Here is a 26,087-nt window from a genome sequence, read left to right as displayed (position 1 = left end):
AACACCTGTTATTTAAAACGAGCCACGGGGAAAGGGCCATGAAAACGAGGGTCGCTAAGCTAGCTTGAAGTAGCGTAAATTTATGTAGGATTAATCTCTTTCTTTGTCGGAAAAGCCAACCATAAAACTTTGCGGTGAACAGAGTAACAGCAGACAGCATGCCCGGCTCCCCGACCACACTGTCTGCCGCCCGCTTTAAGGTGCGGGGTAAACTTCGTCACAGTACTGTCCTTCGCTGTTTGTCAGCAGGATGAAATGCTGCGCCTCTGCTGAATCGGGAGTCGGTGTTGTGCCCGAACGAGTAATCGTATAAGACAGCACTCCGTTTGCCCGATTGGCTGGTTTGAAGTGTGTTGCATACACACCAATTTCAATGGTTGCGCCTGCTTCTGGATAAGGATCAGGTACGTCTAGCTCTGCTGTAATCTCCGTCCCTGGAACCAGTACCGGAGGAGTGGCATCAGTATACGCAGCGAAACTCAACGTAATTTTCTCGCCAGGAACGGTGTAGCCACTTTTCGGAATGATGACTTGCAAGTTCCGGCGAGAAGTTCCGTCACCGGTTCCCCAGTTCAATGTTGTACAACCGATTCTTTTCAGTGGGCCAGCAAGATTTTGCACTTCAGGTGCCGGTGTCTGGATTGGAAACGCAGCAACAGGAATATCTTTTGGAATACAGGAAATCGGGTTGGGATTGCTATCACTATGAAGTATCCAGTGGACAGGTTTGGTGCCTGGACCGTGAGTGAATATAGTGCTCCAGAGTAAAGGCGCCTCTAGCGTTTTGCCCTCATCACCGCCCCGCAGTTCGAAGGTTTTCACCAACTCATCGTCATAGTAGATCGTAGCTTTCCATCCTTCTTCGGCAGGAGGGGCCGCGAACAGCTTGACAGAAAGTTTAGCATCATTCCCGTAGTCCGATTCCTCTACCTTGTCTGTACTACCGCCCGCAAACTGCAGTACAGGTTGCTCAAAATCAGGGTGGACCGGATCGGGCTCATCGGGATTGACAGGGCCTAAGTAGGAGATATTGACAAGGGTCGTGTCCTTGTTGCCACCAATATGTCGATCGCCTCTGAACATGGCATAACTGAATTCGGTTTCTTCATCACCGTCGGTATTGCCGTATACCTTCTTGATCTTGTCATAGGGTACATCCCAGGTCAGCTTTCCACCGACGGCGCCACTGACGGGTTTCTCACCCAACTCCTCACTACCCCAATAAGCCGCCAAGGTGTCTGTTGGCGCATTCGGAACAGGCACTTCGGCCTCAAGAGTAACGCCCAGACTGCAGTCGGCCAGGTCAATCAGGCCGTCTTCAGCCAGTGGCACGACCGGATTTTTAAACTCCGTCGGATCGGCAATCCGTCTGATTTCACGGGAGACGGGATTCGAGATTTTTCCCTTGTTGCCGGCAAGATCCGTTACTTGATAAACAACCGTGTTATTACCCTCTTCAGCGTCAGCGTAGTTTTTGATAGGAATCGTAAATTCACGGGAAGCAGGCAAGGTGACTTTAACTACCGGCTCGTCACGCACCGTATCCGGAGCCTTGCCAAACCAGGCCCACAATTCGTCCGTGGCGTGATAATTGTTGTAAGCCGCAGCAGTCAACACGATACCGTCCGGATTATCCGCGATGACCTTTTCATCGATGATGCTGCCCGGCGGGATGGAGGCCGGATAATTGGCCGCCTTGGGAGAAAGATTGGAAGCCGGGTCTTTGACTCTGTAAGGCGGCGTCCGGTCAATGGCGTATGTCTTAATCACCGACTTGCCTTCGTTGACCGCACCGTACCAGTAGATATATTGAATTTCGTATTCTGTTGGAGTCTCCGGTGTCGTTTTTTCGGTCATCCATGGCGTTAACGGAATGGTTTTTTGCAAAGGCCATTGGCGATCGGCAATCGGCCCCAGCGGTTGCATGGGTTCGATGTCCAACCAGGGGATTGTGCCTTTTACGCGAATTTTGAACTCGATCAGATCATCTTCATCTTCTGGTTCAGTTGGCCTTGGGATGGTGTATACAAGTGGCGCGCCAAGCGCTGGAACCGGAATACGCAAGTCGCCTGCAGGCAGCGTTTGTACAGGAATGTCGACGGCTGGAGGATCTGCGAACACTCCAGCTGCGCCGTAACTTTTCTGAAGTAAAATCCTCCTGGACAATATAGCTTTTTCAACCCGACTGTTCATTTTAAAACTCCCGCAGTTAAATTAATCAAGACGTTATATTTTCAATTACTTTTCCCAACAGTGCTGCTCAAAACTAACTTACCGTCAAACATCAAGGGCCGCAGGGCATTTCTTGACCTGGAATAATTCTGTCAATTTTTACCAGTGCGACTTTGGACGCCCCTACTAGTCTGCTTCCGCGATAAATTTGAAAAATGACAGTGGCTGATGATTCTCTCTCCATGGGTTTTATATGTGCATCGTAGGGCTCCACTAAAAGCGGATATCCTTCACGAATGTCCTTGTCAGTCAGACTATTCCGTATATTTACCCATCTCGCGCCAACGATCTCCGGGTCGCTGCCATTTAGCGAAGAGTACCCTCGCCAGGTCACTTCACATCGATCGCCTGTTCTAAATAAAGTTAATGGAGGAACACGAAGATGTATGCCTTCCCAAATCGGCGGAGTGGTTTGGCAGTTGTAGTAACCCCAAATATCGCTATTTAAAAATTCGACACCTTCCAGATCGATCGGTACAGGCACGCGATCAATCGTCAAATTCCGCCGCTGTGATTTGGATGAATTATCGGCCGTGTTTAAAAGGTCATACCAGAGTTCCCCGACGCCATCATTCAACAGGTGCTCGGGGCCGATATGTATCCTGAACTGAGGCAGCATATCCTCAGGTCGGTAGATGTTCGGGATTTTTACCGGGGTTTGGCCGGGCTGCACAAAGTTCACAGTCAGAATGTCCCGCTCCCCGGGATCGGTTGCCGGCTCATCCCAGAGGGGCACGACAACGTCAATCCCCTTAAGGAGTAACTCGAGCGGAATCAATCCCTCCGGATCGATTGCCGGGTCTTCTACGCCGTCAACCTGCGGCGGATCAAAATCCAACGGATCACTTGAGATCATGAGCAAAGTCTCTCTTGAACACGGCTGAATGTCAGATGTTGCATTGACTGAACGCTGACCAGATTAAACGCGGCGTCGAAGCGCTCGCCAACTGTCAGATCTGACAGGTCTTTCTACCGTCGGTCGGTTTTCCTTGTGAAGAAGCAGTTTTTCTGACTTGACGAAGAGCCGAGAAACGGGTTTCCTGAAACCGGTTTCATGACATAAAAACAAGGTCCACCCCTATGAATGACTTCTCCGCCGCCCAGCGCAGCCGCGTGACCATGCTTGACGTCGCCGAACACGCTGGCGTGTCCAAGGCCAGTGTCTCGCGCTTCATCGGCGATGACCGTGCCCTGCTCTCCGATGCCATTGCCCAGCGCATCGAGCAGGCGATTGCCGAACTCGGCTACCGCCCCAATCAAATGGCCCGAGGCCTGAAACGCGGCCGCACACGCCTGATCGGCATGCTGGTGGCCGATATCCGCAACCCTTATTCGATTGCCGTGATGCACGGTGTGGAAACCGCCTGCCGCCGGCACGGTTACAGCCTGGTGGTGTGCAACACCGACCGCGATGACGAGCAGGAACGCCAGCACTTGGCGCTGTTGCGCTCGTACAACATCGAAGGGCTGATCGTGAACACCCTGGGCCATCACCGGGATGAGCTGGATGAGTTGAAGCGGGAAATGCCGCTGGTGCTGGTGGATCGCAAGGTCGAGAAGCTGGACAGCGATATGGTCGGACTGGACAACCCGCAAGCCATCGAGATGGCGCTGGAACATCTTCAGCAACGCGGCTATCGGGATGTACTGCTCGTCACCGAACCGTATGACGGCACCAGTTCACGGATCGAGCGGGTCAGCGGTTTTCAGCAGCAGATTGGCCAACGCGAAGACATGCGTGGCGCGGTGCTGGAAACCGGCCCAAGCCTTGCGAACGATCTTCAAACCTTTTTGAACACACCTGATTCGGGCCCGAAAGCCCTGTTCTGCGCCAATGGCGTGGCGGCGCTGGCCTGCACTCTGGTCTTGCGCGAGATTGGCTGCCGGCTGTTCGAGGATGTCGGTTTGATCGCGCTGGATGATCTGGATTGGTATCCGTTGGTGGGGAGCGGGATTACCGCCCTTGCCCAGCCAACGGAAGAGATTGGTGCGCGGGCGTTTGAATGTTTGCTCAAGCGGTTGCGTGGGGATATCGAGGCAGCGCGGACACTGGATTTTGCGCCGATGCTCATTGAACGGGGTTCGACCCGTGGATTTTGTGGTGACTGACACGGCCTATTCGCGGGCAAGCCCGCTCCCACAGGCCCAATTTCATACACAGTCTCTGTGTTCGCCACGAACAGTGTGGGAGCGGGCTTGCCCGCGAAGGGGCCCGAAAGAGCGCTGCACAACTTGATGTTTTTTTTGAACAAAAATGAAACCGGTTTCAGAGGTAGATAACAATGAATAAACCTGCCGTTTCCATCAGTCTGTCCAGCTACGGCGCCGACCTCGTTCGCCGTCGTGGTCAGGCTTCGTTCCTCGAAGTGCTGGCCGCTGCCGGCGCCAATCGCATCGAGTGGCGCGAAGAACTGCTGACCAACGAAGTTCCTGAACAGCTCGCCGCAGCTACACAGGCTGAAGGCCTGCAAAGCATCTACTCCTCGCCCACCGAACTGTGGCTGGCCGGCCAGTCGCGGCCCAATCCCGAACTCATCACTGCGCTGCAAAACGCTGAAGCGTTCGGCTCGAAGTGGCTGAAGGTTTCCCTTGGCTTTTTCACCGACAACAACGATCTGCAAACACTGGGGCAAATCCTTGCGCAAAGCCCGGTGCAACTGCTGGTGGAAAACGACCAGACACTGCACGGCGGGCGGATCGAACCCTTCCAGCGTTTCTTCGCTGCCGTCGAGCAGCACAACCTGCCGATCAAGATGACCTTCGACATTGGCAACTGGCAGTGGCAAGACCAGTCCGCCACCAGCGCCGCACGCTTGTTGGGCCGCCACGTCGGCTACGTGCATTGCAAAGCCGTGGCCCGCCGCGCCGACGGCAAACTGGTTGCCGTGCCGCCGGCCGCCACTGACCTGCATTTGTGGGAACAACTGCTGCGGCACATGGCCCAAGGGGTCATGCGCGCCGCCGAATACCCGTTACAGGGCGAAGACCTGGTGCAACTCACCAGCGAACACGTCGCCGCCCTCGCCCGCCTCGGCCAATCCCGCCTGGAGCCTGCTCATGTCTGAGATCGATATTCTGTCGTTTGGCGAAACCATGGCCATGTTTGTTGCTGAACAGAGCGGCGCCCTGGCCTCGGTCGAGCAGTTTCACAAACGGATTGCCGGGGCCGACAGCAACGTGGCCATCGGACTTTCCCGGCTGGGCTTCAAGGTCGCGTGGCTGAGCCGTGTCGGAGCCGATTCGCTGGGACGATTTGTCGTTGAAACCCTGGCTCGCGAAGGTCTGGATTGCAGCCATGTCGAAGTCGACAACGCTCACCCAACCGGTTTCCAGCTCAAATCGCGCAACGATGACGGCAGCGATCCGACGGTCGAGTACTTCCGTCGCGGCTCGGCGGCCAGTCATCTGTCGTCGCAGTCGATCACCCCGACGCTGTTAAGCGCCCGGCATCTGCACGCCACCGGCATTCCGCCGGCGCTGTCTGCCTCGGCGCGGGAAATGTCCCGAGAACTGATGACCCGCATGCGCAACGCCGGACGCAGTGTGTCGTTCGATCCGAACCTGCGCCCGAGCCTGTGGGGCAGCGAGCAGGAGATGATCCGCGAGATCAACCGGCTAGCCGCCCTCGCCCATTGGGTGTTGCCGGGGTTGAGCGAAGGTCGGTTGCTGACCGGGTTTGAAGACCCAGCGGATATCGCGGCGTTCTATCTCGATCAGGGTGCCGAAGCCGTGGCGATCAAACTCGGGCCGCAGGGTGCGTATTACCGCACGCATCTGGATCAGGGGTTTGTCGCCGGGGTGCCGGTTGAAACCGTGGTCGATACGGTCGGCGCCGGGGATGGTTTTGCGGTCGGGATGATCAGCGCCCTGCTGGAGCATCAGAGTTTCCCCGAGGCGGTCAGACGCGCCAACTGGATTGGCAGCCGCGCGGTGCAGAGCCGTGGCGATATGGAGGGTTTGCCGACCCGATCCGAACTCATCGCTGAATTCGAGGCCGCCTTCGCGAGCAAGCTCGCTCCCACAAGTCTTGTGTACGCCACGGACACTGTGGGAGCGAGCTTGCTCGCGAAGGGGGCGTAACAGACTCAACATTTTTTGAACCTGCTGCGACAAAAACAACAAGCTCAGGAGCAAGACCATGAAAACCGCAACCCTCGCCACCCGCCGCTGGTGGTACATCATGCCGATCGTGTTCATCACCTACAGCCTGGCGTACCTGGACCGCGCCAATTACGGATTCGCTGCTGCGTCCGGAATGGCTGAGGACCTGATGATCACCCCAGGCCTGTCCTCGCTGCTCGGCGCGCTGTTCTTCCTCGGTTACTTTTTCTTCCAGGTGCCCGGAGCGATCTACGCGCAAAAGCACAGTGTGAAGAAACTGATCTTCGTCAGCCTGATCCTCTGGGGCGGGCTCGCCACGCTGACCGGTGTGGTCTCCAACGCCTATTGGCTAATCGTCATCCGCTTCATGCTTGGCGTGGTCGAAGCGGCGGTGATGCCGGCAATGCTGGTGTACCTGTGTCACTGGTTCACCCGCGCCGAACGCTCGCGGGCCAACACCTTCCTGATACTGGGCAACCCGGTAACGATGCTCTGGATGTCGGTGGTTTCGGGGTATCTGGTGCAGCATTTCAGCTGGCGCTGGATGTTCATCATCGAAGGGCTGCCGGCGGTGCTCTGGGCATTCATCTGGTGGAAACTGGCCGATGATCGTCCGGCCCAGGCCAAATGGCTCAACGACCAGGAAAAGCACGATCTGGAAAGCGCTCTCGCCGCCGAACAGGTCGGGATCAAAGCGGTGAAGAACTACGCCGAAGCCTTCCGTTCGCCGAAGGTGATCATTCTGGCGCTGCAATTCTTCTGCTGGAGCATCGGCGTCTACGGCTTCGTGCTGTGGCTGCCGTCAATCCTCAAGGCTGGCGCGCAGATGGACATGATCGAAGCCGGCTGGCTGTCGGCGTTGCCGTATCTGGCGGCGGTGATCGGCATGCTGCTGGTGTCGTGGGGCTCGGACAAACTGCAAAAGCGCAAACGCTTCGTCTGGCCGCCGCTGCTGATTGCCTCGGTGGCGTTCTACGGCTCCTACGCTTTGGGCGCGGAGCATTTCTGGTGGTCGTACACGCTGCTGGTGATCGCCGGCGCCTGCATGTACGCGCCGTACGGACCGTTCTTCGCCATCGTCCCTGAGATCCTGCCGGCCAACGTTGCCGGTGGCGCCATGGCGCTGATCAACAGCATGGGCGCCCTTGGTTCTTTCGGCGGCTCGTATCTGGTCGGTTACCTGAATAGCTCCACCGGCTCGCCCGGTGCTTCGTACCTGTTGATGAGCGGCGCGCTGATGCTCTCGGTGGTGCTGACGATTTTCCTCAAGCCCGGCGCCAGCGACCGGGTGACGGCCAAGCGTGTCGCACCGCGCCCGCTGCCGGCCCATTCCTGAATTGATAGAGAGATGACTGCGATGAAAAAGCAGGTTGTGCTGTACAAAAAACTGTCACCGGTGCTGATGGCGCGCCTTGAGGAACAGGTCGATGTGACACTGATCGACAGCCTCGACGCCGACGGCTTGATGAAACTGCGCGACGCCCTGCCCGGCGCCCACGGGTTGCTCGGCGCCAGCCTGAAACTGGACGCGGCGCTGCTTGATCTGGCGCCGCAACTGGAAGCGATTTCCAGCGTCTCGGTGGGCGTCGACAACTACGATATCGACTACCTGACCCGGCGCCGGATCCTGCTGACCAACACTCCCGACGTGCTCACCGAAACCACCGCCGACACCGGTTTCGCACTGATCCTGGCCACCGCCCGGCGCGTGGTGGAACTGGCGAACATGGTGCGCGGCGGCCACTGGCATCGCAGCATCGGCCCGGCGCATTTCGGCACCGATGTTCACGGCAAGACCTTGGGCATCATCGGTATGGGGCGGATTGGCGAGGCGTTGGCCCAGCGTGGGCATTTCGGGTTCGGGATGCCGGTGATCTATCACAGCCAGTCACGTAAGCCGAAGGTTGAAGAACGTTTCGATGCGCAGTACCGCAGTCTTGAGGATCTGTTGCAGCAGGCGGATTTCATTTGTCTGACGTTGCCGCTGACGGCGCAGACCGAAGGCCTGATCGGCGCCAAGCAGTTTGCGTTGATGCGCCCGGAAAGCATCTTCATCAACATCTCACGGGGCAAGGTTGTGGATGAGGCGGCGATGATCGACACCTTGCGCCATAACCGGATTCGCGCAGCGGGGCTGGATGTGTTCGAGCGCGAACCGTTGAATCACGATTCGCCGTTGTTGCAGTTGAACAACGTGGTGGCGACGCCGCACATGGGTTCGGCGACCCATGAGACGCGTGAAGCGATGGCGCGTTGTGCGGTGGAGAATCTGTTGGCGGCGTTGGCGGGAGAAAGCCCCGCCAATCTGGTGCCCCCCCCACGTTGATCGTTCCCACGCTCCGCGTGGGAATGCAGCCCGTGACGCTCTGCGTCACATGGGACGCGGAGCGTCCCCGGAGGCATTCCCACGCAGAGCGTGGGAACGATCAGGAGTACCCCCTCAGGGGAACGATCAGCGAAAGCGATCAGGCGCTGCGCAGTTGCAAAAGCTGCGCAGCGCACAACGCAATCCGCGAACACGCATCCGCCAGTTTCACCCGGTCCACCACCAACCCGATGCGAATATGCCCCGCCGCACTCGGCCCGAATGCCTCCCCCGCCAGCACCGAAACCCCATACCCTTCCAGCAACCGCTCGGCAAAGTCCTGCGCCCCAATCCCGGTCTGGCGCACATCGACCATTACGAACATCCCGCCATCCGGTTTGATCGGGTACAACCCCGGACAGCCGCGCAAGCGTTCGCACACCAGATCCCGACGCAAGCGGTATTCCTCTCGCATCTGCGTCACCTCTGGCAGATCTTTCTCCAGCGCGATCTGCGCCGCTTTCTGCACAAAGTCCGGCAGCCCGAACAACATGCTCAGCGACAGATTCACCAGATGTTCCGCCAAGGGTTTCGGCCCGATCATCCAGCCGATCCGCCACCCGGTCATCGCATGGGATTTGGATAGGCTGTTAATGGTCGCGGTGCGCTCGGCCATGCCCGGCAGGCTCGCCGGGCTGACGTGCTCTCCTTCGTATAACAATTCGCTGTAGACCTCATCGCTGATCAGCCACAGGTCATGACGGATACACAGCGCCGCCAGCTCTTGCCAGATGAGCAGCGACAGGCTCGCACCGGAAGGATTGTTGGGACTGTTGAGCAAAATGGCTCGTGTCCTGGGAGTGATCCGCGCCGCAACATCCACCGGGTCGACACGAAAACCGTTTTCCGGCCGAACCGGCACCGGCACCACGGTTGCTCCGCAGGCACCCAAAACACCTTCGTAGGTCACGTACATCGGTTCGGCGACGATCACTTCATCACCCGGATCCAGCAGACATTGCGCCACTGAATACACCGCGCATTGCGCGCCGGGCAACACGATCACATGCTCGGCATCCACTTCCTGGCCGCTGTTGCGCCGATGACGCTCGGCAATCCGCTTGCGCAGCTCCAGCCGGCCGCGCACGTCGGAATAATGGGTATCGCCCGCCAACAGGCTGTCGATCGCACCGTGGACGATCGGCAGCGGCGTATCGAAATCCGGATCGCCCACGGACAGCAGCAACACATCGATGCCCTCGGCGCGCAGCTCCAGCGCTCGGTCGTGAATCCGCCAGGCCGCTGCTCCCTCCCCGGCGATTCGTTGGGTCAAGGCTGAATAGCGCATGTACGTCTCCTGATTGCGCGGTCTCCAGCCTTCACCCTAGGTCAAATCACAAAGCGCGCCACCATCGCATTCAAATCCACCGCCAGACGCGACAGTTCGTGGGTCGCGGCGCTGGTTTGATTCGCGCCGGCGGCCGATTGCGTGGCCAGGTCGCGGATGTTGACCAGGTTGCGGTCAACCTCGCGGGACACCTGCGCCTGCTCTTCCGAGGCGCTGGCAATGACCAGGTTGCGCTCGTTGATCTGGTGAATCGATTGAGTGATCTGCTCCAGTGCAACACCGGCGGCGCGGGCCATTTCCAGGGTGGTCTGGGTGCGCTGGTTGCTTTGCTGCATCGACGAAACCGCTTCGCCGGTGCCGTTCTGGATGCCGGCGACCATTTTTTCGATTTCCTGGGTCGATTGCGCCGTGCGATGGGCCAGTGCCCGAACTTCGTCCGCTACCACCGCGAATCCGCGCCCGGCTTCACCGGCACGGGCCGCTTCGATGGCGGCGTTGAGCGCCAGCAGGTTGGTCTGTTCGGCGATGGCGCGGATCACGTCCAGCACCTTGCCGATGTCCCGGCCCTGTGCGGCCAGGCCTTCGATCATTTGCGCGGTGTTCTGCACGTCGTGGGTCATGGTCTGGATCGCGTCGACGGTTTTCACAACCTGGTCGCGACCTTCGCGGGCGGCGTGGGTCGACTGGTTCGAGGCTTCGGAAGTCGACACCGCGTTGCGTGCGACCTCTTCCACCGCGGCGGTCATTTCGTTGACGGCGGTGGCGGCCTGTTCGATTTCATCGTTCTGTTGTTGCAGGCCGCGAGAGGCTTCTTCGGTCACGGCGCTGAGTTCTTCGGCGGCGGCGCCCAGTTGCGTGGCGGAGCCGGCGATCTGTTCGATGGTTTTGCGCAGGTTGGTCTGCATCGCAGCCAGGGCTTCGAGCAGGCGCGCCGGTTCGTCCTTGCCGTCGATTTCGATGACTTTGGTCAGGTTGCCGCCGGCGATGCTTTGCGCAGCTGCCACGGCGCGGTTCAACGGCGTGACGATGCTGCGGGTCAGCAGCCAGGCCAGCAGCACGGTCAGCAACGCAGCAATCACCGCCACCACGATGATCCCGGTGATCGCGCCGCTGTACTGGTCACCGGCCTGGGCCGACGCGGTTTTCGCGTCGGCCGAGTTGATCGCAATCAGCTGGTTGAGCTGTTCGCCCATTTTGTCGGTGCCGTCCTTGATCTTCGTGTTGATCAGGGTACGCATCTCATCGACCTTGTCTTGGCGCGACAGATCCATCATCTGGTTTTGGGCTTGCAGGTAATTGTCGAGGGTCGTCGCGAATGTCTGATACAGCGCGCGTTCTTCCGAACCGGCCGGCAGTGCCGCGTAACTCGCCTGGGCGGTACGTACCTTGTCCACCAGCACGCCGATGCGGGTCTGGGCTTCCTGCAAACCGGCAGGGTCGCGGTTGACCAGAATGCGGAACGAGAGAATGCGCAGTCGCAGGACGTTTTCCGTCACTACGGCGAGTTGAGTGACGCTCGGCAACTGCGTCGACTCCATCTCCAGCGACGCCTGACGGATGATCGACATGCGGTTAACGGCGAACACGCCCAGCACGATCACCAGCAAGGCAATAAAGGCAAAACCGAGGAAAGCACGGGGCGCGATATTCAGATTACGCAAGGACATAGGAGGACTCTCGGATAGTTGAAACTACGAGCGTCCATGCCGTGATCACTGGCCCATGGGGGCGGGCTTCAGTCCGGCGTCACTGTTTTTGGAAAGTTGTGTGCGCCTGATTTCTTTATCGGCCAGGCTTGAGGAAGTTTGCGGGTAAAGATGAAATATTTTTCAAAGTGTTGCGGGTGTTTCAGCGGTGAAACACCCGTCGTTTCAGATGATGAGTGACAGGTCAGGCCGGAGTTGCCATGCGCCAGACGCGAGCGATGTCTGTGGCACGTTCGCGCAGCAAGCGTGGTGCTTCGGCGCAGGCCTGATCGAGGGTCATCGGGCCGCTAGTGACGGCAAATGCCGCGTCGATGCCGTGATCGTAGAGTTCCTGATAACCCTCGCCCAAGGTGCCTGCAATGACGATCACGGGTACGGCGTGTTGCTTGGCGATCCGCGCAACGCCGAACGGGGTTTTGCCGCGCAGGGTCTGGGCATCGAAGCGTCCTTCGCCGGTGATGACCAGATCTGCGCCCTTCACTGCATCAGCCAGTCCGACCAGTTCTGCGACCACTTCGACACCGGCCTGGAAGCGTGCGCCGAGAAACGCCTTGGCGGCAAAACCCAGTCCGCCTGCCGCGCCGCTGCCCGGTTCATCGCGTACGTCGTTGCCTAGCGCCTGCGCGCAGAGTTCGGCGAAGTGACCGAGGGCCTGATCCAGTTGTTGAACTTGCGCGGGTGATGCGCCCTTTTGCGGTCCGAAAATCGACGAGGCGCCGTGGGGGCCGCAAAGTGGATTGTTGACGTCGGCGGCGATGTCGAAGCGGACTTGCGCCAGACGCGGGTCGAGTTCACTCAGTTCCAGACGTGCGAGTTGTGCCAGCGCCAGACCGCCCGGCACCAGCGATTGCCCTTGAGCATCCAGCAGTTTCACGCCCAGCGCCTGCATCGCGCCGGCACCGCCGTCGTTGGTAGCACTGCCGCCGATGGCCAGAATCACCCGTTGTGCGCCGGCATCCAGCGCTGCATGGATCAGTTCACCGGTACCGAACGTGCTGCTGATGCACGCATCCCGCTGCCCCGGCGGCACCAGTTGCAGACCGCTGGCTTCGGCCATTTCGATGATTGCAGTGTGGTTATGCGGCAGCCAGCCCCACGCCGCTTCGACCGCCGCCCCCAACGGGCCACGCACGCGGGTGCGGCGCAGTTCGCCTTCGCACGCGGCAAGAATCGACTCCACCGTCCCTTCGCCACCGTCGGCCATCGGGCATTTGACCAGCGTCGCCTGCGGCCAGACCTGCGCCAGACCAAGCGCAATGGCTTCTGCAACGCCTTGGGCACTCAGGCTGTCCTTGAACGAATCGGGGGCGATGACGATTTTCATGCGAATTCTCCAGTTCCAATGCCCCTCATGCTGCCAGTCGCCTTGCGCGTTGACGCCTGTCCGCTGCACAAGTTGGATTGGCGTTTATTGTTCATTTTCACAAAGGCTTTGGAATTGATGCTGAATGTCCCGGCCCTTTCGCGAGCAAGCTCGCTCCCACATTTGGAATGTACTCACCTGTGGGAGCGAGCTTGCTCGCGATAGCATTATCCAAGGCACCGAACAAACTTCAGTCAGTCTGCGGCAGCAATTGCACACCCAGATACAACGCCAACATGCCGTCGAGCTTCAACGGATCGACCCCACTCAACTCGGCAATCCGCTCCATCCGGTAGCGCAGGCTGTTGCGGTGAATCCCCAAGGCATCGGCGCAGGCTTGGCTCTGGCCGTCGTGATCGCACCAACTACGCAGGGTGGCGAGCAACTGGCCGTTGCTGTCCTTGGCGATCACCTTGCGCAACGGTTTGAGCAGTTCATCCAGCGCATCATCGTTGCGATGGCGCCAGAGCATCACCGGCAAGCGATAGCGATTGAGGGTCAGCAGCCGTGAACGCGGCAGCACTTCGCGGCCATAGGCGAGCAAGTCGCCGACCCGCCGATAACAGCGGCGCAATCCGGTCAGTCCATCGGCCTGCCCGCCGACGGCAATGCGCAGGATGTTCCAGCCCAGGCCATCGAGTTTTTCCAGCAGGCGATCATGCTCAACGTTCTGACTCGCCGGCCGGCACCACAGCAGCGACGACTTCGCAGAGCTCACGCACCAACTGTCGGGATAGCGCGACATCAGCCAGGCACTCAGTGCCTCGACGGTTTGTCCCGGCCCGTGTTCAAGTCCCAGCTCAAACAGATATGGCACGCGCGTCAGTTGCGGTTTGAGCCCGAGTTGCTGGGCCTCATCGACCAACCTTGGCGAATCCCCTGCCTCACTCAACAGCAACGCCAGCAAGTCATCGCAACGCTGCCGCCGCCATTGCTGCTCGGATTGCTGGTTGCGCTGCCCCACAAGCATTTCGGCGGTCATGCGCACCAGTTCGGCGTAAGTGCGCAGTTGCTCCGGCTCGCCGGTAATGCCGAGCACACCGATCAACCGCTGATCGAGCAGCAACGGCAGATTGATCCCCGGCTGCACGCCTTTCAGATGCACGGCGGTCTGCGCGTCGATCTCCACCACCCGACCGTTGGCCAGCACCAGTTGCGCGCCTTCGTGGCGGGTGTTGATCCGCTCCGGCTCGCCGCTGCCGAGGATCAGCCCCTGGCTGTCCATGACGTTGACGTTGTACGGCAAAATGGCCATGGCCCGGTCGACGATGTCCTGGGCGAGGTCGTGATCGAGTTCGAACATAAGGGGAAAATCCTTGAAAACAGGCGCGGACGGTTGTTCACCCGCACAGGGTCTGCCGGCAAACCCTGTGCTCAGGCACAAAGACAATCCGGCCAAAGGTGGCCGAGACTCTCAGGGCGATCAACGTTACCCTTTGCATCGCAAAAAATCATAATAAAGAGAGAGCCGCTATGTCGCAGAGCGCAGCAGCAACCCAGACCATTGCTGACGACAAAAATGCCGTCTACAAACGCATCACCCTGCGTTTGATCCCCTTCATCTTCATCTGCTACCTGTTCAACTACCTCGACCGGGTCAACGTTGGATTTGCCAAACTGCAGATGCTCGACGCGCTGAAGTTCAGCGAAACCGTGTACGGCCTCGGGGCCGGTATCTTCTTCATCGGCTACGTGCTGTGCGGCGTACCGAGCAACCTGGCGCTGACCAAATTCGGCCCACGGCGCTGGATCGCGCTGATGATGATCACCTGGGGCACGCTGTCGACCTGCCTGCTGTTCGTCACCACGCCGACCCAGTTCTACACCTTGCGGCTGTTCACCGGCGCCGCCGAAGCCGGGTTCTTCCCGGGCGTTGTGCTCTATCTCTCGCAATGGTTCCCGACCTTCCGCCGTGGCCGCATCATGGCGCTGTTCATGTCGGCGATTCCGGTGTCGGGCCTGCTTGGCAGCCCGTTTTCCGGTTGGATCCTGAATCACTTCGCCGCCGGCCAGGGTGGCCTCGCCGGCTGGCAGTGGATGTTCCTGCTGCAAGGTATTCCGACTGTTGTGCTGGGCGCACTCGCCTACTTCCTGTTGAGCGACAACTTCGCCAACGCCAAGTGGCTGACCCCGCACGAGCGTTCGGTGCTGGAAGCGGATCAGGCCGAAGATCTGGCGAACAAACCGAAAACTACTTCCGATTCGCTGATCGCCGTATTCAAGAACCCGGCGATTTGGGCCTTCGGCCTGATCTATTTCTGCATCCAGAGCGGCGTGTACGCGATCAACTTCTGGCTGCCGTCAATCATCAAGAACCTCGGCTTCAGCGACAACCTGGTGATTGGCTGGTTGAGCGCGATTCCTTACTTGCTGGCAGCGGTGTTCATGCTGGTGGTCGGGCGTTCGGCGGACTTGCGTAAAGAACGTCGCTGGCATTTGGTGGTGCCGATGTTGATGGGCGCTGTCGGCCTATTGATCGCGGTGAACTTCGCGGCGAATCCGGCGATTGCGATTCTCGGTTTGACTATCGCGACCATGGGCGCCCTGACCGGTCTGCCGATGTTCTGGCCGGTGCCGACCGCCATGCTGAGCGCGGGTGCTGCGGCAGGTGGGTTGGCGCTGATCAACTCCATGGGGCAGATGGCCGGGTTCCTCAGCCCTTACCTTGTGGGTTGGGTCAAGGACAGCACCGGCTCTACCGATGCGGCGTTGTATCTGCTGGCGGGGGTGATTGTTGGCGGGAGTCTGCTGGCGTTGCGGATGACGCGGACGTTGCGGGGTTAAGCCTTAGCGTAGTTACAGAAACGGCCCATTACGGGCCGTTTCTCGTTTAGATCGTTCCCACGCTCCGCGTGGGAATGCCTCAAGGGACGCTCCGCGTTCCAGCTCTGAAAGGGACGCGGAGCGTCCCGGGCTGCATTCCCACGCGGACGGTTCGACGCCTCGACGTGGGAACGATCAGGCTAATGATCTGGCTAGAGCGGCGTTTCAGTTTTCAACTCCAGATTATCCAGCGCCCGGTTCACCGCCAGTTCACCCAGCATGATCAGTTGCGCGATGCCCAGCAGTACATGCCGCTGCGATCCGTCCACCAGCCCGGCGAAGTCAGTGGCCATGGTTTTGGCGCAGGTCAGGGTTTCAGAGGCATCGGCCAGCAGTTCTTCGCTGTCGATGCCGGGGGCGATGAGGTAGCGGGTGTTGGGTTTGAGCAGCGGTTTTCTGGGGAGCAGCGGATTGAGGTAGTGGTCGAGGGCGCGCTCGGCGGCTTCGTGGAATTTCTTTGAATCGAGGGTTTCGTAGGGTGAGGTGGTGTCGGCTTCGGGTGGGTTGGGTGTTGGTTTGATCACGTTTGAATCTCCAAATCAGAAAAATGGAGCCATCAAACTTCGCTACCAAACGAAGAGGTGGTGGCCATACACGGGTTGGTAGACCGGTGACTTGGAGAACCGGCGCGCTCGAAAGCACCCCACGCATGGCCACCATAAAAGCACGGACGGATGAGCGTCCGAATACGGTGAATTGCGCAACAAGTCAGATCCGGGCTACCAAACCCGATCGCTGTTTTTCAGCGACGGGACAACGATAAAACCCGGCCCTTGAGCGCACAAGCCGGCGGATTCTGGCTTAGTCGTAGGCAACGGCGCAAGGTTGTGTAGCCTGGGGTGCATGTCCGAACGTGTCGCTTAAACACCACACTTAAACACCCTCGCATCAGATCGTTCCCACGCTCCGCGTGGGAATGCAGCCCGGGACGCTCCGCGTCCCTCCCAAAGCCGAACGCAGAGCGTCCGTGGAGGCATTCCCACGCAGAGCGTGGGAACGAGGATCACGCACTACTTTTCGCATCCAACTCCAGAATCACCCCGCCCGGCATCTGCACAAAAATCTGCCAGATCCCGTCCTCCGGCACCTGTGCCACCTGATATGGCAACCCACTCCCCTGCACCCGCTTCAAAACCACCGCCGCATCTTCATCCGTACGAAACGCAATATGACTCAACGCCGCCTCATCCAATGCGGGCTGCTCAATCACATGCACCAACGCCTGCTCATCCTGATACAACCACCGCCCCGGAAACGGAAACGGCGGCCGACGCCCCGGCGTCAGCCCCAGTAACCCACCAAAAGCGTCCTGCAGCGCCTGACCGTCAGCGGTGTTGAAGGCCAGATGATCGAATGTCCACGTCATGTCTGTCTCCTGCGGTTATTCAGGATTCCAGTATCTGCGCTTGCCAATCCCGGAAAAATCCCGCAAAACGCCAAGGATCTTCAACGGTTTTTTACTAATGAGCTCAATCCTCGACCTTGAAATCTTCGTCCGCACCGCCGACTCCGGCAGCATCTCCGCCGCCGCCCGGGCGCTGGAGCTGACGCCGGCCGCCGCCAGCATCGCGTTGAAACGCCTGGAAACCCGCCTCGGCATCCGCCTGTTCGCCCGCTCGACCCGCAGCATGCGTCTGACCGAAGAAGGCCGGCGTTATCTGGAAAGCGTGCGCCTGGCACTGGCCACCCTGGCCGAGGGCGAGCAGGCGCTGAAGCAACAGACCGAAGGCCTGAGCGGCGTGCTGCAACTGGCGGCGCCGTCGGACTTCGGGCGCAATGTGTTGCTGCCATGGCTGGACGATTTCAAGCGCGAGCACCCGCACATTCAGCTGCAATTGCTGCTCAACGACCGGCATGCGGATCTGTTTCGCGAAACGGTGGATGTGGCCTTGCGCTTTGGCGTGCCGAGTGATTCGACGCTGGTGGCGTTGCCGATTCTGCCTGACCATCGCCGCGTGGCCTGCGCGAGCCCTGCGTATCTGGAGCGCCACGGCACACCGCAAAATCCGGCCGAATTGAGCGAGCACAGCGCCCTGCTCTACCTGCGCAATGGCCGGCCGTACAACACCTGGCGCTTCCATCGTGACGACGAAACGGTCGAGGTCGAAGTACGCGGCGACTACCTCAGCGATGACGGCGAAGTCGCCCGCCGCTGGGCGCTCGCCGGCCACGGCATCGCCTACAAGGCCTGGCTCGACGTGGCAGAAGACGTGCGCGCCGGGCGGCTGGTGACGCTGTTCGACGACTGGCACGGCGAGAGCGTGCCGTTCAATATGCTGTGCCCGCACCGGGTGCAGGTGTCGGAGCGGGTGAAGGTGTTGCAGGCGTTTCTGCGCGAGCGTTGCCTGTCATTCAATCTATGAACTCGCAGTTATTCCCATGGCGAGCGTCACACCGGCCATGGAAAACGACGCTTCAATCAGGTAGCGGTCAAGCACCAGGAAGTCCACTGGGCAGTTGAATGCGTAGTGCTACGAAATCCATTACTAGGTGCGATGTACCCTCCCCAATACCCAAAAGTCCCACACGTCCATACATTGGACGCACGAGGCGGGACTACATAAACTCGCAGGAGGTCCTGCATGATTGCACCGTCGTAGGTGTGACGCCCTCCCAGTGTATGCATCCATTTTTCAGCGTTCAGAAAGGTATATAACTGTTCACTGATCTGCAGTTTCCAGACGTTGGTGACAGCTGCCAGATAAGTCAGGGTAGTCCCCTCCTGATCAGTGACATAGATGGTTGCCACGCCATTCTTCAACCCGCTGACTTTCCCTTGCTCCGTCACCGAAGCGGTCGTCGGATCAGACGATGCATAGTCATACGGCTTAACCCCTCCGGTTGGAACCCGAACGCCGATATTGCCAATTGAGTCCTCGCCGGTCTTTGTCCACTGTGGAACTCTGATCGACAATCCCGCGAGCCTTAGCTGCGTCCTATCCATGCTAAACGCCAACCGCTCAATCGCCCAAGGTTCCGAAACCAACTGATTCCCTGCCTTTTCCCGGGCAGTAAAAACATTTCGCCCAACAGCAATCGATATCGCTGTGCTTTTCCATTTGTAATCAGCGCCCGTACGCACCTCCTCGACAACCGCCGCACCATCAAGAATCTCCAATACAGCGCCCGCAAGTGCCGCCCCTTCAAGGATTATCTTGTTGTGGGAAACGGAACCGCCGTTTTCCAACACAACACCGGCCAGGTCTTTGGCCCCGGTAATGATCGGCGCCAGAATGACCCGCGCCATCGCCACTCGAGATCGCGCGATGACCGCCCCGCCCCTGACTTGCTCGTAACTGACACTGACCACGCTTTCGGCAATGACCTTGGCGTTGGGAATCATCAATTTCTGCACGAACGGAATACGCACTACGGGAGCCTCAACGCAGTGCTCCACCGGCGTGCCGCCGGAGTTCGGCGTTGCCACGTACTTCACACGAATGACGTCATTCGCCGTCCATGGCGGGCTCTGTACGTGTACCTGGACGGTCAGGTCGTTGGTGCCGAGCTTGTTCAGGTCGATGGTCTCCGGAGCATCATTGGGATCATCCGGGTCTTCGGTGATATCAGGTGCAGTCAAACGCGTACCCTGCATATCAACAGTCACGAACACGGGGGCCGACCATGGGGAATCCGGATCAGCCCCATTGCCGACTTGATCGTCGACCGTGAAGTTGAAAACGGCCTGTGGATGATCCTTGACCTGCTCAAGATCAGCTTTTGTCAACGTGAGGCAAATTCGTGTGGGTACGGCTGTCGGCGTCAAGGGTGCCTCATCCGCGGTAACCTTGCGGAATACGACATGTCCGTCGCAGTTCAGGCGAATTGTGTTGAACGCCCCACAATAGGGGTATTCGAAACAAACATGTACACCCTGCTCGGCGCGATCCGCATCGATTCCATAGTCCAGCACATCCTGCGGCAAGATCAGCTTGAGCTCAGAATGGCCTGGTCCGCCGGGAGTGCGATTCTCCTTGCCGGGTCGAATGCCGTAATAAAGGACTCGCAGCGGTGGTTCGGAGGTGCCTTGGTTCTGGCTGCCTCTGGTCACGGTGTAAGTCAGCTCATTGATGATATCTGCACCGGATAACAGCTTGTTTTTCGGGATGTACAGAATGACTGCATCGTCAGTGGACTGGGTTTGATCACTGGCGATATTCAGTTCGCCGTTCAAATTCAGAGAAACAGTGTCTCCCGGAGCTTGCCCGACATAAGGATCGACCCTGACTTTCGCCCCCAAAGGGGTCAGGTCGTAGTAATTGATGGCAATGCCACAATCTGCCCCCACGACCGATTTGTTGCTGTCGACCAGATCGGGTGGATACAACGCAAGCACAACGTTGTCGCTATCTGGTTGCTCCAGTGTTTCAGTGTTCATGGCAACGCTCCTGAGTCATCGAAGATTTCACCCGGATACTCTCCGGTCTCAGAAGAAATAAGAGCTGATCCTGAATTCCGTTCGCTACTGTCAGATCTGACAGTGGCGACAAATGGTTGTCTGTGTAGTTTTATATCTGTGGATCGAGCGTTTGCTTCGACCGGACTTCCGTAGCCTGCAATAAATCGGATTGCCGTCTACCGGGCTTCTGGTATTTGATGACCGCTTTCCCACCGACAAAAGGATTTCGGCATGAGCTATCGCACACTGGGTCATTCGGGGTTGCAGGTGTCCACCCTCACACTCGGCACGATGATGTTCGGCGAGCAGACCAGCGCGGAAGATTCGCTGCGCATCATCGACAAGGCCTGGGATCAGGGCATCAATTTCATCGACACGGCGGACGTCTACACCAACGGCCGCTCGGAAGAGATCGTCGGCGAGGCCATCGCCCGTCATCGGCATGAATGGGTGCTGGCGACCAAGGTCGGTTTCGGCCCGGTGGATGGCGTGCCGAACCGCAGCGGTTTGAGCCGCAAGCACATTTTCAATGGTCTGGAGGCCAGCCTGACCCGGCTTGGCACCGACTACCTCGACATCTATTACCTGCACCGCGAAGACCACAACACGCCGCTGGAAGTGACGATCTCGGCGATTGGCGATCTGATTCGTCAGGGCAAGATCCGTTATTGGGGCCTGTCGAACTATCGCGGCTGGCGGATTGCCGAGGTGATTCGCGTGGCGGACAAACTCGGCGTCGATCGCCCGGTGATCAGCCAGCCGCTGTACAACATCGTCAACCGTCAGGCGGAGACCGAACAGATCACCGCCGCCCAGACTTACGGTCTCGGCGTGGTGCCTTACAGCCCGCTGGCCCGTGGCGTGCTCAGCGGTAAATACGCACCCGATGTAACCCCGGACGCCAACAGCCGTGCCGGGCGTCAGGACAAGCGGATTCTGGAAACCGAATGGCGCGTGGAGTCGCTGCGCATTGCCCAGCAGATTCAGCAATACACCCAGGAGCGTGGGGTCGGGATTGTCGAGTTTGCGATAGCCTGGGTGCTGAACAACGGCGCGGTGACGTCAGCGATTGTGGGGCCGCGCACTGAAGAACAATGGGATGCGTACACCAAGGCGCAGGCGGTGAAGATCACGGCGGAGGATGAAGCGTTTATTGACTCGCTGGTGACGCCGGGGCATGCGTCTACGCCGGGGTTTAATGATGTGAGCCATTTTGTGTCGGGGCGTAAACCGCGTCAGGCGTAAAAGCATCGCGAGCAAGCTCGCTCCCACAGGGATCTTGGGTGAATACAGATCTTGTGTTCCGCACGGACCCAATGTGGGAGCGAGCCTGCTCGCGATAGCGATAGTCGATACACCACCTATGCTTAATGTGCTGACCTCATCGTCGGATCGCCGCCCGGAGCAGGCTCGCTCCCACAGGTTTGGTCTCATGTGGGAAATATTGATCACTCGGCCAATATTCAGCACAAAAACCACGTATCCTGCGCGCCCCGTTTGACCATCACCCCGCGAGGACAGTTTGTCTAAAGGTATCGCTCTCTCGGTAACAGCCTCGACGCTGTTTGCCGTCATGTATTACTACACCTCGTTGCTCACCCCGTTGAGCGGCGTGGAAATCTTCGGTTGGCGGATGCTGCTGACCGTGCCCTGCATGACCTTGTTCATGTTGTTGTCCGGAGAATGGCGGCGGGTGCTGGAGCTGCTGCGCCGGATCCCTGCGCTGCCGAAGTTGATCGGTGGCCTGATCGTTTCGTCAGCGTTGCTGGGTGTGCAGTTGTGGCTGTTCATGTGGGCGCCGCTCAACGGCTACAGCCTCGATGTATCGCTGGGCTACTTCCTGTTGCCGCTGGCCATGGTCCTGACCGGACGTATCGCTTATGGCGAGAGTCTTTCCTACCTGCAAAAAGTCGCGGTGTTTTTTGCCAGCCTCGGCGTGTTGAACGAGTTGTATCAGGTCGGCGGGTTTTCCTGGGCGACGCTGGTGGTGGTCGTCGGTTACCCGCTGTACTTCGTGCTGCGCAAATACCTCAAGACCGACAACCTCGGCGGATTGTGGGTCGACATGACCCTGATGCTGCCGGTGGCGTACTGGTTTGTGCGTGGTGGTGAACAGGGTTTTGGTGTGTTCGATCAGTACCCGGCGCTGACGTGGCTGATTCCGCTGCTTGGTCTGATCAGTGCCTCGGCGCTGGTGGTGTACATCATCGCCAGTCGCTTGCTGCCGTTCAGTCTGTTTGGATTGTTGAGTTACGTTGAGCCGGTATTGCTGCTGGGTGTGGCGCTCCTGCTGGGCGAAAGCATCAAGTCTGGCGAATGGCTGACCTACATCCCTATCTGGCTGGCGGTGGTGGTGCTGGTGTTTGAAGGGTTCAAGCACCTGATGCGCCAGCGCAGGCCTTAAAAGCAGCACAAAACAAATGTGGGAGCGGGCTTGCTCGCGAAGGCGTCGGATCAGTCAACTGAAGTGTTGAATGAACGATTGCTTTCGCGAGCAAGCCCGCTCCCACATTTTTTATCGGTGCGACTAATTACTCGGTAGCGAGTACACCGCGACGCACCTGGTCACGCTCGATCGATTCGAACAGTGCCTTGAAGTTGCCTTCACCGAAACCATCATCGCCCTTGCGCTGGATGAATTCGAAGAACACCGGGCCCATCAGGGTTTCCGAGAAGATCTGCAGCAGCAGACGCTTGTCGTCCTTGTCTGATGCGCCATCGAGCAGGATGCCGCGCGATTGCAGTTGATCCACCGGTTCGCCGTGGTTCGGCAGGCGGCCTTCGAGCATTTCGTAGTAGGTGTCCGGCGGCGCGGTCATGAAGCGCATGCCGATTTTCTTCAACTGATCCCAGGTCTTGACCAGGTCGTCGGTGAGGAACGCCACGTGCTGGATACCTTCGCCGTTGAACTGCATCAGGAACTCTTCGATCTGCCCGGCGCCCTTCGACGATTCTTCGTTGAGCGGGATGCGGATCATGCCGTCCGGCGCGGTCATCGCTTTCGAAGTCAGGCCGGTGTATTCGCCCTTGATGTCGAAGTAACGGATTTCGCGGAAGTTGAACAGCTTCTCGTAAAAGTTCGCCCAATAGGCCATGCGGCCGCGATACACGTTGTGGGTCAGGTGATCGATGATCTTCAGACCGGCACCGACCGGATTGCGATCAACGCCTTCGAGGAACACGAAGTCGATGTCATAGATGGAACTGCCTTCGCCGAAACGGTCGATCAGGTACAGCGGCGCGCCGCCAATGCCTTTGATCGCCGGCAGGTTCAGTTCCATCGGGCCGGTTTCGATGTGGATCGGCTGAGCGCCGAGTTCCAGTGCGCGTTTGTAGGCTTTCTGCGAATCCTTGACCCGGAACGCCATGCCGCACACCGACGGGCCGTGCTCGGCCGCGAAGTACGAGGCGACGCTGTGCGGTTCGTTGTTGAGGATCAGATTGATCGCACCCTGACGATACAGGTGCACGTTCTTGGAACGGTGGGTCGCGACCTTGGTGAAGCCCATGATCTCGAAGATCGGCTCCAGAGTGCCAGGCGTCGGCGCTGCGAACTCGATGAACTCGAAGCCCATCAGGCCCATTGGGTTTTCGTATAAATCTGCCATGGTTGGCGCCTCATCATTCTTATCAATTAACCAGAGTTATTTGTCAGTAATGCTGAGACCGGTGGGTGGCGCACAGGAGATGCCACGCACACTGCGGGCGAGGAAGTCACCGTAGATCAGTTGAAACCCGAATATCTTCATTGTCGACCCAAGGCTCTTGCGGGCGAGGCTTCTGCTGCCAGAAGACGATTATTATTGTATGCGTAACCCGATTCTACACAGCGTAAATAGGGTTGTCTGCCCTCTCTATAAAATCCGCTTTTTTCGGGCTGGTGCAAGGGGTTTGTTGCACAGCCAGATGCCCGCAAGAATCAGCACACCGCCCAGGCACATGGCTAGCGTCAGCTGTTCACCCAGCACGATTGCACCGGCCAGCACGGCGGTCAGCGGATTGAGCGCAATGAACACGCCGGAGCGTGTGGCGCCGATTTTACGGATGCCATCGTAGTAACCAATGTAGGCCAGCGCCGAACCGAGCACGCCTAGATAAGCCAGGCTCAGCCATTGGCGTGTGCCAAGCGCGGCCAGCGCTGCAACGTCCACTTCGCCCCGGCTCAGGGCCAGCGCCCACAACATCAGGGTGCCCAGCAAAATCGAAAAGGTCACGGTCTGCACCGGGCCGATGCTCTGATTGAGGCTGCGTGAGAACAGCGAATAGACGCCCCAGCTCAAAACGCAGCCGAGGATCAGCAGATCGCCAATCCACGCGTCCGGCGTTTCGCTCAACAGCTGCGGGTTGCGACTGACAATAACCACAGCCGCCCCGCTGATACAGATAGCGATTCCCACCACTTTCAGCCGGCTTAGCCGCTCCTTGAACAGTAGCCAGGATGCAAGACCGATCACCGCCGGATTCAACGCAACTATCAGCGAGGCCCGCGAAGCATTGATGTATTGCAGGCCATAAAAGAAGCACAGGTTGTAGAAGAAGATTCCGAAGAAACCCAGCATCGCCAGTTGCAGCCATTGCCGGGGCGTGGGCCGCAACAACGCAATCCGCGCCAGCCGCAGGAAACCGAGTAACGCTACACTGGCGAACAGAAAGCGCAGGCTGGCGGCAAAAACCGGGCTCAGGCTTCCGGCCAGAAATCGTCCCGCTACCCACGTCCCACCCCAAATCATGGTGACCAAGGCCAGATTCAGATAAACCGGCAGATCTGAAGTTGTAACGTGGCTTTGCTCATAACTGCTCATAACTCTCCTCACGACACGCCAGACGAATGAATTATCATTTGACTTATTCTTCATCATCGTAAAATGAGTCTTTACTCATGACCCTGACCCAACTCGAGATTTTCTCGCTGGTGGCCGAACTGCGCGGTTTCACCCTCGCCGCCCATCGCCTGGGGATTTCCCAGTCTGCGGTGTCCCACGCCCTGAAGTCGCTGGAGCAGGAACTGGGCGTCGAACTGCTGCGCCGACATCAATCCCAAGTGGAACTGAGCGACATCGGCGAGCAACTGCTGTTGCGGGCACGGGCGATGCTCGGGCTGGCCAACACGTTGCGTCAGGAAGCGGCGGATGCGCGCGGCATGAAACGCGGCACATTGCGCATCGGTTCGTTCGGGCCGACGTCCTCGATCAAATTGTTGCCGCGAATTCTGCAGCAGTATCGCGAGGCGCATCCGGGGATCGAAGTGCACATCGACGAAGGCCCGGACCGACAAGTGATTCAGTGGCTGGAAGAGCGGCGGATCGATATCGGGTTCGTGGTGCTGCCGGAAGATCGCTTTGACACCTTTGCATTGGTCGAAGATCAGATGGTCGCCCTTCTACCCTCTGATCACCCTTTGACGGCATGCAACGCGGTAAGCTTGAAAGACCTGTGCAATGACCCGTTCGTGCTGACCGAGGCCGGCTCCTCGGAGCTTGTTTCGCGCCTGTTCAATGCCGCCCGGCTTAGGCCGAACATCCGTTTTCGCTGCTCGCAACTGCTCAGCACTCTCGATACCGTTGCCCGTGGGGACGCCATTACCGTCGTTGCTGAAGGTTCGCTGCCAACCGATCCAGATCCGCGCTATGTGAAGAAGCCGCTGTCACCCGCCGTTCAGCGACAGGTCGGCCTGGCTGTGCTCGACCAGCGCCAGGCGTCCCCCGCCACTCTGGCATTCATCCAGCTGGCGACCCGACTGGATTACCCTTGAGCGGCGCAAGCGCCATCCGCCAACTATCATGGGCACAGACAAAACGCTTTCCTGAAGC

21 protein-coding genes are annotated in these 26,087 nt (G+C 58.8%); 10 read left to right on the top strand and 11 right to left on the bottom strand.

Going from position 1 to position 26,087, the window contains the following annotated elements:
- Window positions 1–195 precede the first annotated feature (195 nt).
- Both CAF63_RS18260 and CAF63_RS18255 read right to left on the bottom strand, forming a co-directional pair.
- On the bottom strand, window positions 196–2,193 hold the full coding sequence (locus CAF63_RS18260; protein WP_085687092.1) for a hypothetical protein: 1,998 nt from the start codon (window positions 2,191–2,193) through the stop codon (window positions 196–198).
- Between the two features lie 91 nt (window positions 2,194–2,284).
- Window positions 2,285–3,088 carry a hypothetical protein gene (locus tag CAF63_RS18255; protein ID WP_256574527.1) on the bottom strand — a complete coding sequence of 268 codons (804 nt, stop codon included), beginning with the start codon at window positions 3,086–3,088 and terminating at the stop codon, window positions 2,285–2,287.
- 224 nt (window positions 3,089–3,312) lie between these two features.
- Between CAF63_RS18255 and CAF63_RS18250 the strand changes: the two genes are divergently transcribed.
- The 5 genes from CAF63_RS18250 to CAF63_RS18230 all read left to right on the top strand — a co-directional run bounded on the left by CAF63_RS18250 (window position 3,313) and on the right by CAF63_RS18230 (window position 8,659).
- Window positions 3,313–4,341: a LacI family DNA-binding transcriptional regulator gene (locus tag CAF63_RS18250; protein ID WP_085687088.1), complete on the top strand. Its 1,029-nt coding sequence runs from the start codon at window positions 3,313–3,315 to the stop codon at window positions 4,339–4,341.
- Between the two features lie 173 nt (window positions 4,342–4,514).
- Window positions 4,515–5,297, top strand: coding sequence for a sugar phosphate isomerase/epimerase (locus CAF63_RS18245; RefSeq protein ID WP_085687086.1), 783 nt, complete (start codon window positions 4,515–4,517; stop codon window positions 5,295–5,297).
- Window positions 5,290–6,312: a sugar kinase gene (locus CAF63_RS18240; RefSeq protein WP_085687084.1), complete on the top strand. Its 1,023-nt coding sequence runs from the start codon at window positions 5,290–5,292 to the stop codon at window positions 6,310–6,312. Before CAF63_RS18245 ends, CAF63_RS18240 begins: the two co-directional genes overlap by 8 nt.
- Before the next feature lie 58 nt (window positions 6,313–6,370).
- Window positions 6,371–7,669 carry an MFS transporter gene (locus CAF63_RS18235; protein ID WP_085687082.1) on the top strand — a complete coding sequence of 433 codons (1,299 nt, stop codon included), beginning with the start codon at window positions 6,371–6,373 and terminating at the stop codon, window positions 7,667–7,669.
- 21 nt (window positions 7,670–7,690) lie between these two features.
- Window positions 7,691–8,659 carry a D-glycerate dehydrogenase gene (locus CAF63_RS18230; RefSeq protein WP_085687368.1) on the top strand — a complete coding sequence of 323 codons (969 nt, stop codon included), beginning with the start codon at window positions 7,691–7,693 and terminating at the stop codon, window positions 8,657–8,659.
- Between the two features lie 139 nt (window positions 8,660–8,798).
- Here CAF63_RS18230 and CAF63_RS18225 read toward each other — a convergent pair whose 3' ends face one another.
- From CAF63_RS18225 to CAF63_RS18210, 4 genes are all read right to left on the bottom strand, one after another.
- Entirely contained in the window at window positions 8,799–9,986 is a 1,188-nt protein-coding gene (locus CAF63_RS18225) for a pyridoxal phosphate-dependent aminotransferase (protein ID WP_085687080.1), read from the bottom strand.
- A gap of 41 nt (window positions 9,987–10,027) precedes the next feature.
- A complete protein-coding gene (locus CAF63_RS18220) occupies window positions 10,028–11,653 on the bottom strand; it encodes a methyl-accepting chemotaxis protein (RefSeq protein WP_085687077.1) in 1,626 nt (541 codons plus the stop codon).
- 223 nt (window positions 11,654–11,876) lie between these two features.
- Window positions 11,877–13,016: a glycerate kinase gene (locus CAF63_RS18215; RefSeq protein WP_085687013.1), complete on the bottom strand. Its 1,140-nt coding sequence runs from the start codon at window positions 13,014–13,016 to the stop codon at window positions 11,877–11,879.
- 229 nt (window positions 13,017–13,245) lie between these two features.
- A complete protein-coding gene (locus CAF63_RS18210; RefSeq protein WP_085687011.1) occupies window positions 13,246–14,358 on the bottom strand; it encodes a sugar diacid recognition domain-containing protein in 1,113 nt (370 codons plus the stop codon).
- 170 nt (window positions 14,359–14,528) lie between these two features.
- On the opposite strand from CAF63_RS18210, the gene CAF63_RS18205 reads away from it, so the two are divergent.
- Entirely contained in the window at window positions 14,529–15,839 is a 1,311-nt protein-coding gene (locus CAF63_RS18205) for an MFS transporter (protein WP_085687009.1), read from the top strand.
- Between the two features lie 191 nt (window positions 15,840–16,030).
- Here CAF63_RS18205 and CAF63_RS18200 read toward each other — a convergent pair whose 3' ends face one another.
- On the bottom strand, window positions 16,031–16,402 hold the full coding sequence (locus CAF63_RS18200) for a DUF6124 family protein (protein WP_085687007.1): 372 nt from the start codon (window positions 16,400–16,402) through the stop codon (window positions 16,031–16,033).
- Window positions 16,403–16,881: 479 nt separating this feature from the next.
- Window positions 16,882–17,244, bottom strand: coding sequence for a hypothetical protein (locus CAF63_RS18195; protein ID WP_085687005.1), 363 nt, complete (start codon window positions 17,242–17,244; stop codon window positions 16,882–16,884).
- A 97-nt stretch (window positions 17,245–17,341) separates the two neighbouring features.
- On the opposite strand from CAF63_RS18195, the gene CAF63_RS18190 reads away from it, so the two are divergent.
- A complete protein-coding gene (locus CAF63_RS18190; protein WP_085687003.1) occupies window positions 17,342–18,241 on the top strand; it encodes a LysR family transcriptional regulator in 900 nt (299 codons plus the stop codon).
- A gap of 56 nt (window positions 18,242–18,297) precedes the next feature.
- Here the strand turns inward: CAF63_RS18190 and CAF63_RS18185 are convergent, their stop codons facing one another.
- Entirely contained in the window at window positions 18,298–20,256 is a 1,959-nt protein-coding gene (locus CAF63_RS18185; RefSeq protein WP_085687001.1) for an Ig-like domain-containing protein, read from the bottom strand.
- 252 nt (window positions 20,257–20,508) lie between these two features.
- Between CAF63_RS18185 and CAF63_RS18180 the strand changes: the two genes are divergently transcribed.
- Together CAF63_RS18180 and rarD are read left to right on the top strand one after the other, a co-directional pair.
- The gene (locus CAF63_RS18180) at window positions 20,509–21,522 is read left to right on the top strand and encodes an aldo/keto reductase (protein ID WP_085686999.1); all 1,014 of its coding nucleotides are present in this window, start codon (window positions 20,509–20,511) and stop codon (window positions 21,520–21,522) included.
- Between the two features lie 277 nt (window positions 21,523–21,799).
- The gene (gene rarD, locus CAF63_RS18175; RefSeq protein ID WP_085686997.1) at window positions 21,800–22,681 is read left to right on the top strand and encodes an EamA family transporter RarD; all 882 of its coding nucleotides are present in this window, start codon (window positions 21,800–21,802) and stop codon (window positions 22,679–22,681) included.
- A gap of 127 nt (window positions 22,682–22,808) precedes the next feature.
- Here rarD and hppD read toward each other — a convergent pair whose 3' ends face one another.
- Both hppD and CAF63_RS18165 read right to left on the bottom strand, forming a co-directional pair.
- Complete coding sequence (gene hppD / locus CAF63_RS18170; RefSeq protein WP_085686995.1) at window positions 22,809–23,885, bottom strand: 4-hydroxyphenylpyruvate dioxygenase; 1,077 nt, start codon at window positions 23,883–23,885, stop codon at window positions 22,809–22,811.
- A gap of 246 nt (window positions 23,886–24,131) precedes the next feature.
- Window positions 24,132–25,079 carry a DMT family transporter gene (locus tag CAF63_RS18165; protein WP_085686993.1) on the bottom strand — a complete coding sequence of 316 codons (948 nt, stop codon included), beginning with the start codon at window positions 25,077–25,079 and terminating at the stop codon, window positions 24,132–24,134.
- A 77-nt stretch (window positions 25,080–25,156) separates the two neighbouring features.
- On the opposite strand from CAF63_RS18165, the gene CAF63_RS18160 reads away from it, so the two are divergent.
- The gene (locus CAF63_RS18160; protein ID WP_085686991.1) at window positions 25,157–26,029 is read left to right on the top strand and encodes a LysR family transcriptional regulator; all 873 of its coding nucleotides are present in this window, start codon (window positions 25,157–25,159) and stop codon (window positions 26,027–26,029) included.
- The last annotated feature ends 58 nt before the right edge of the window (window positions 26,030–26,087 follow it).

The sequence above is a fragment of the Pseudomonas sp. B20(2017) genome (genome assembly GCF_002113125.1).
GTDB lineage: Bacteria > Pseudomonadota > Gammaproteobacteria > Pseudomonadales > Pseudomonadaceae > Aquipseudomonas.
The sequence above is the reverse complement of the archived record's forward strand: the minus strand, read 5'-3'. Positions and strand labels throughout refer to the sequence as shown.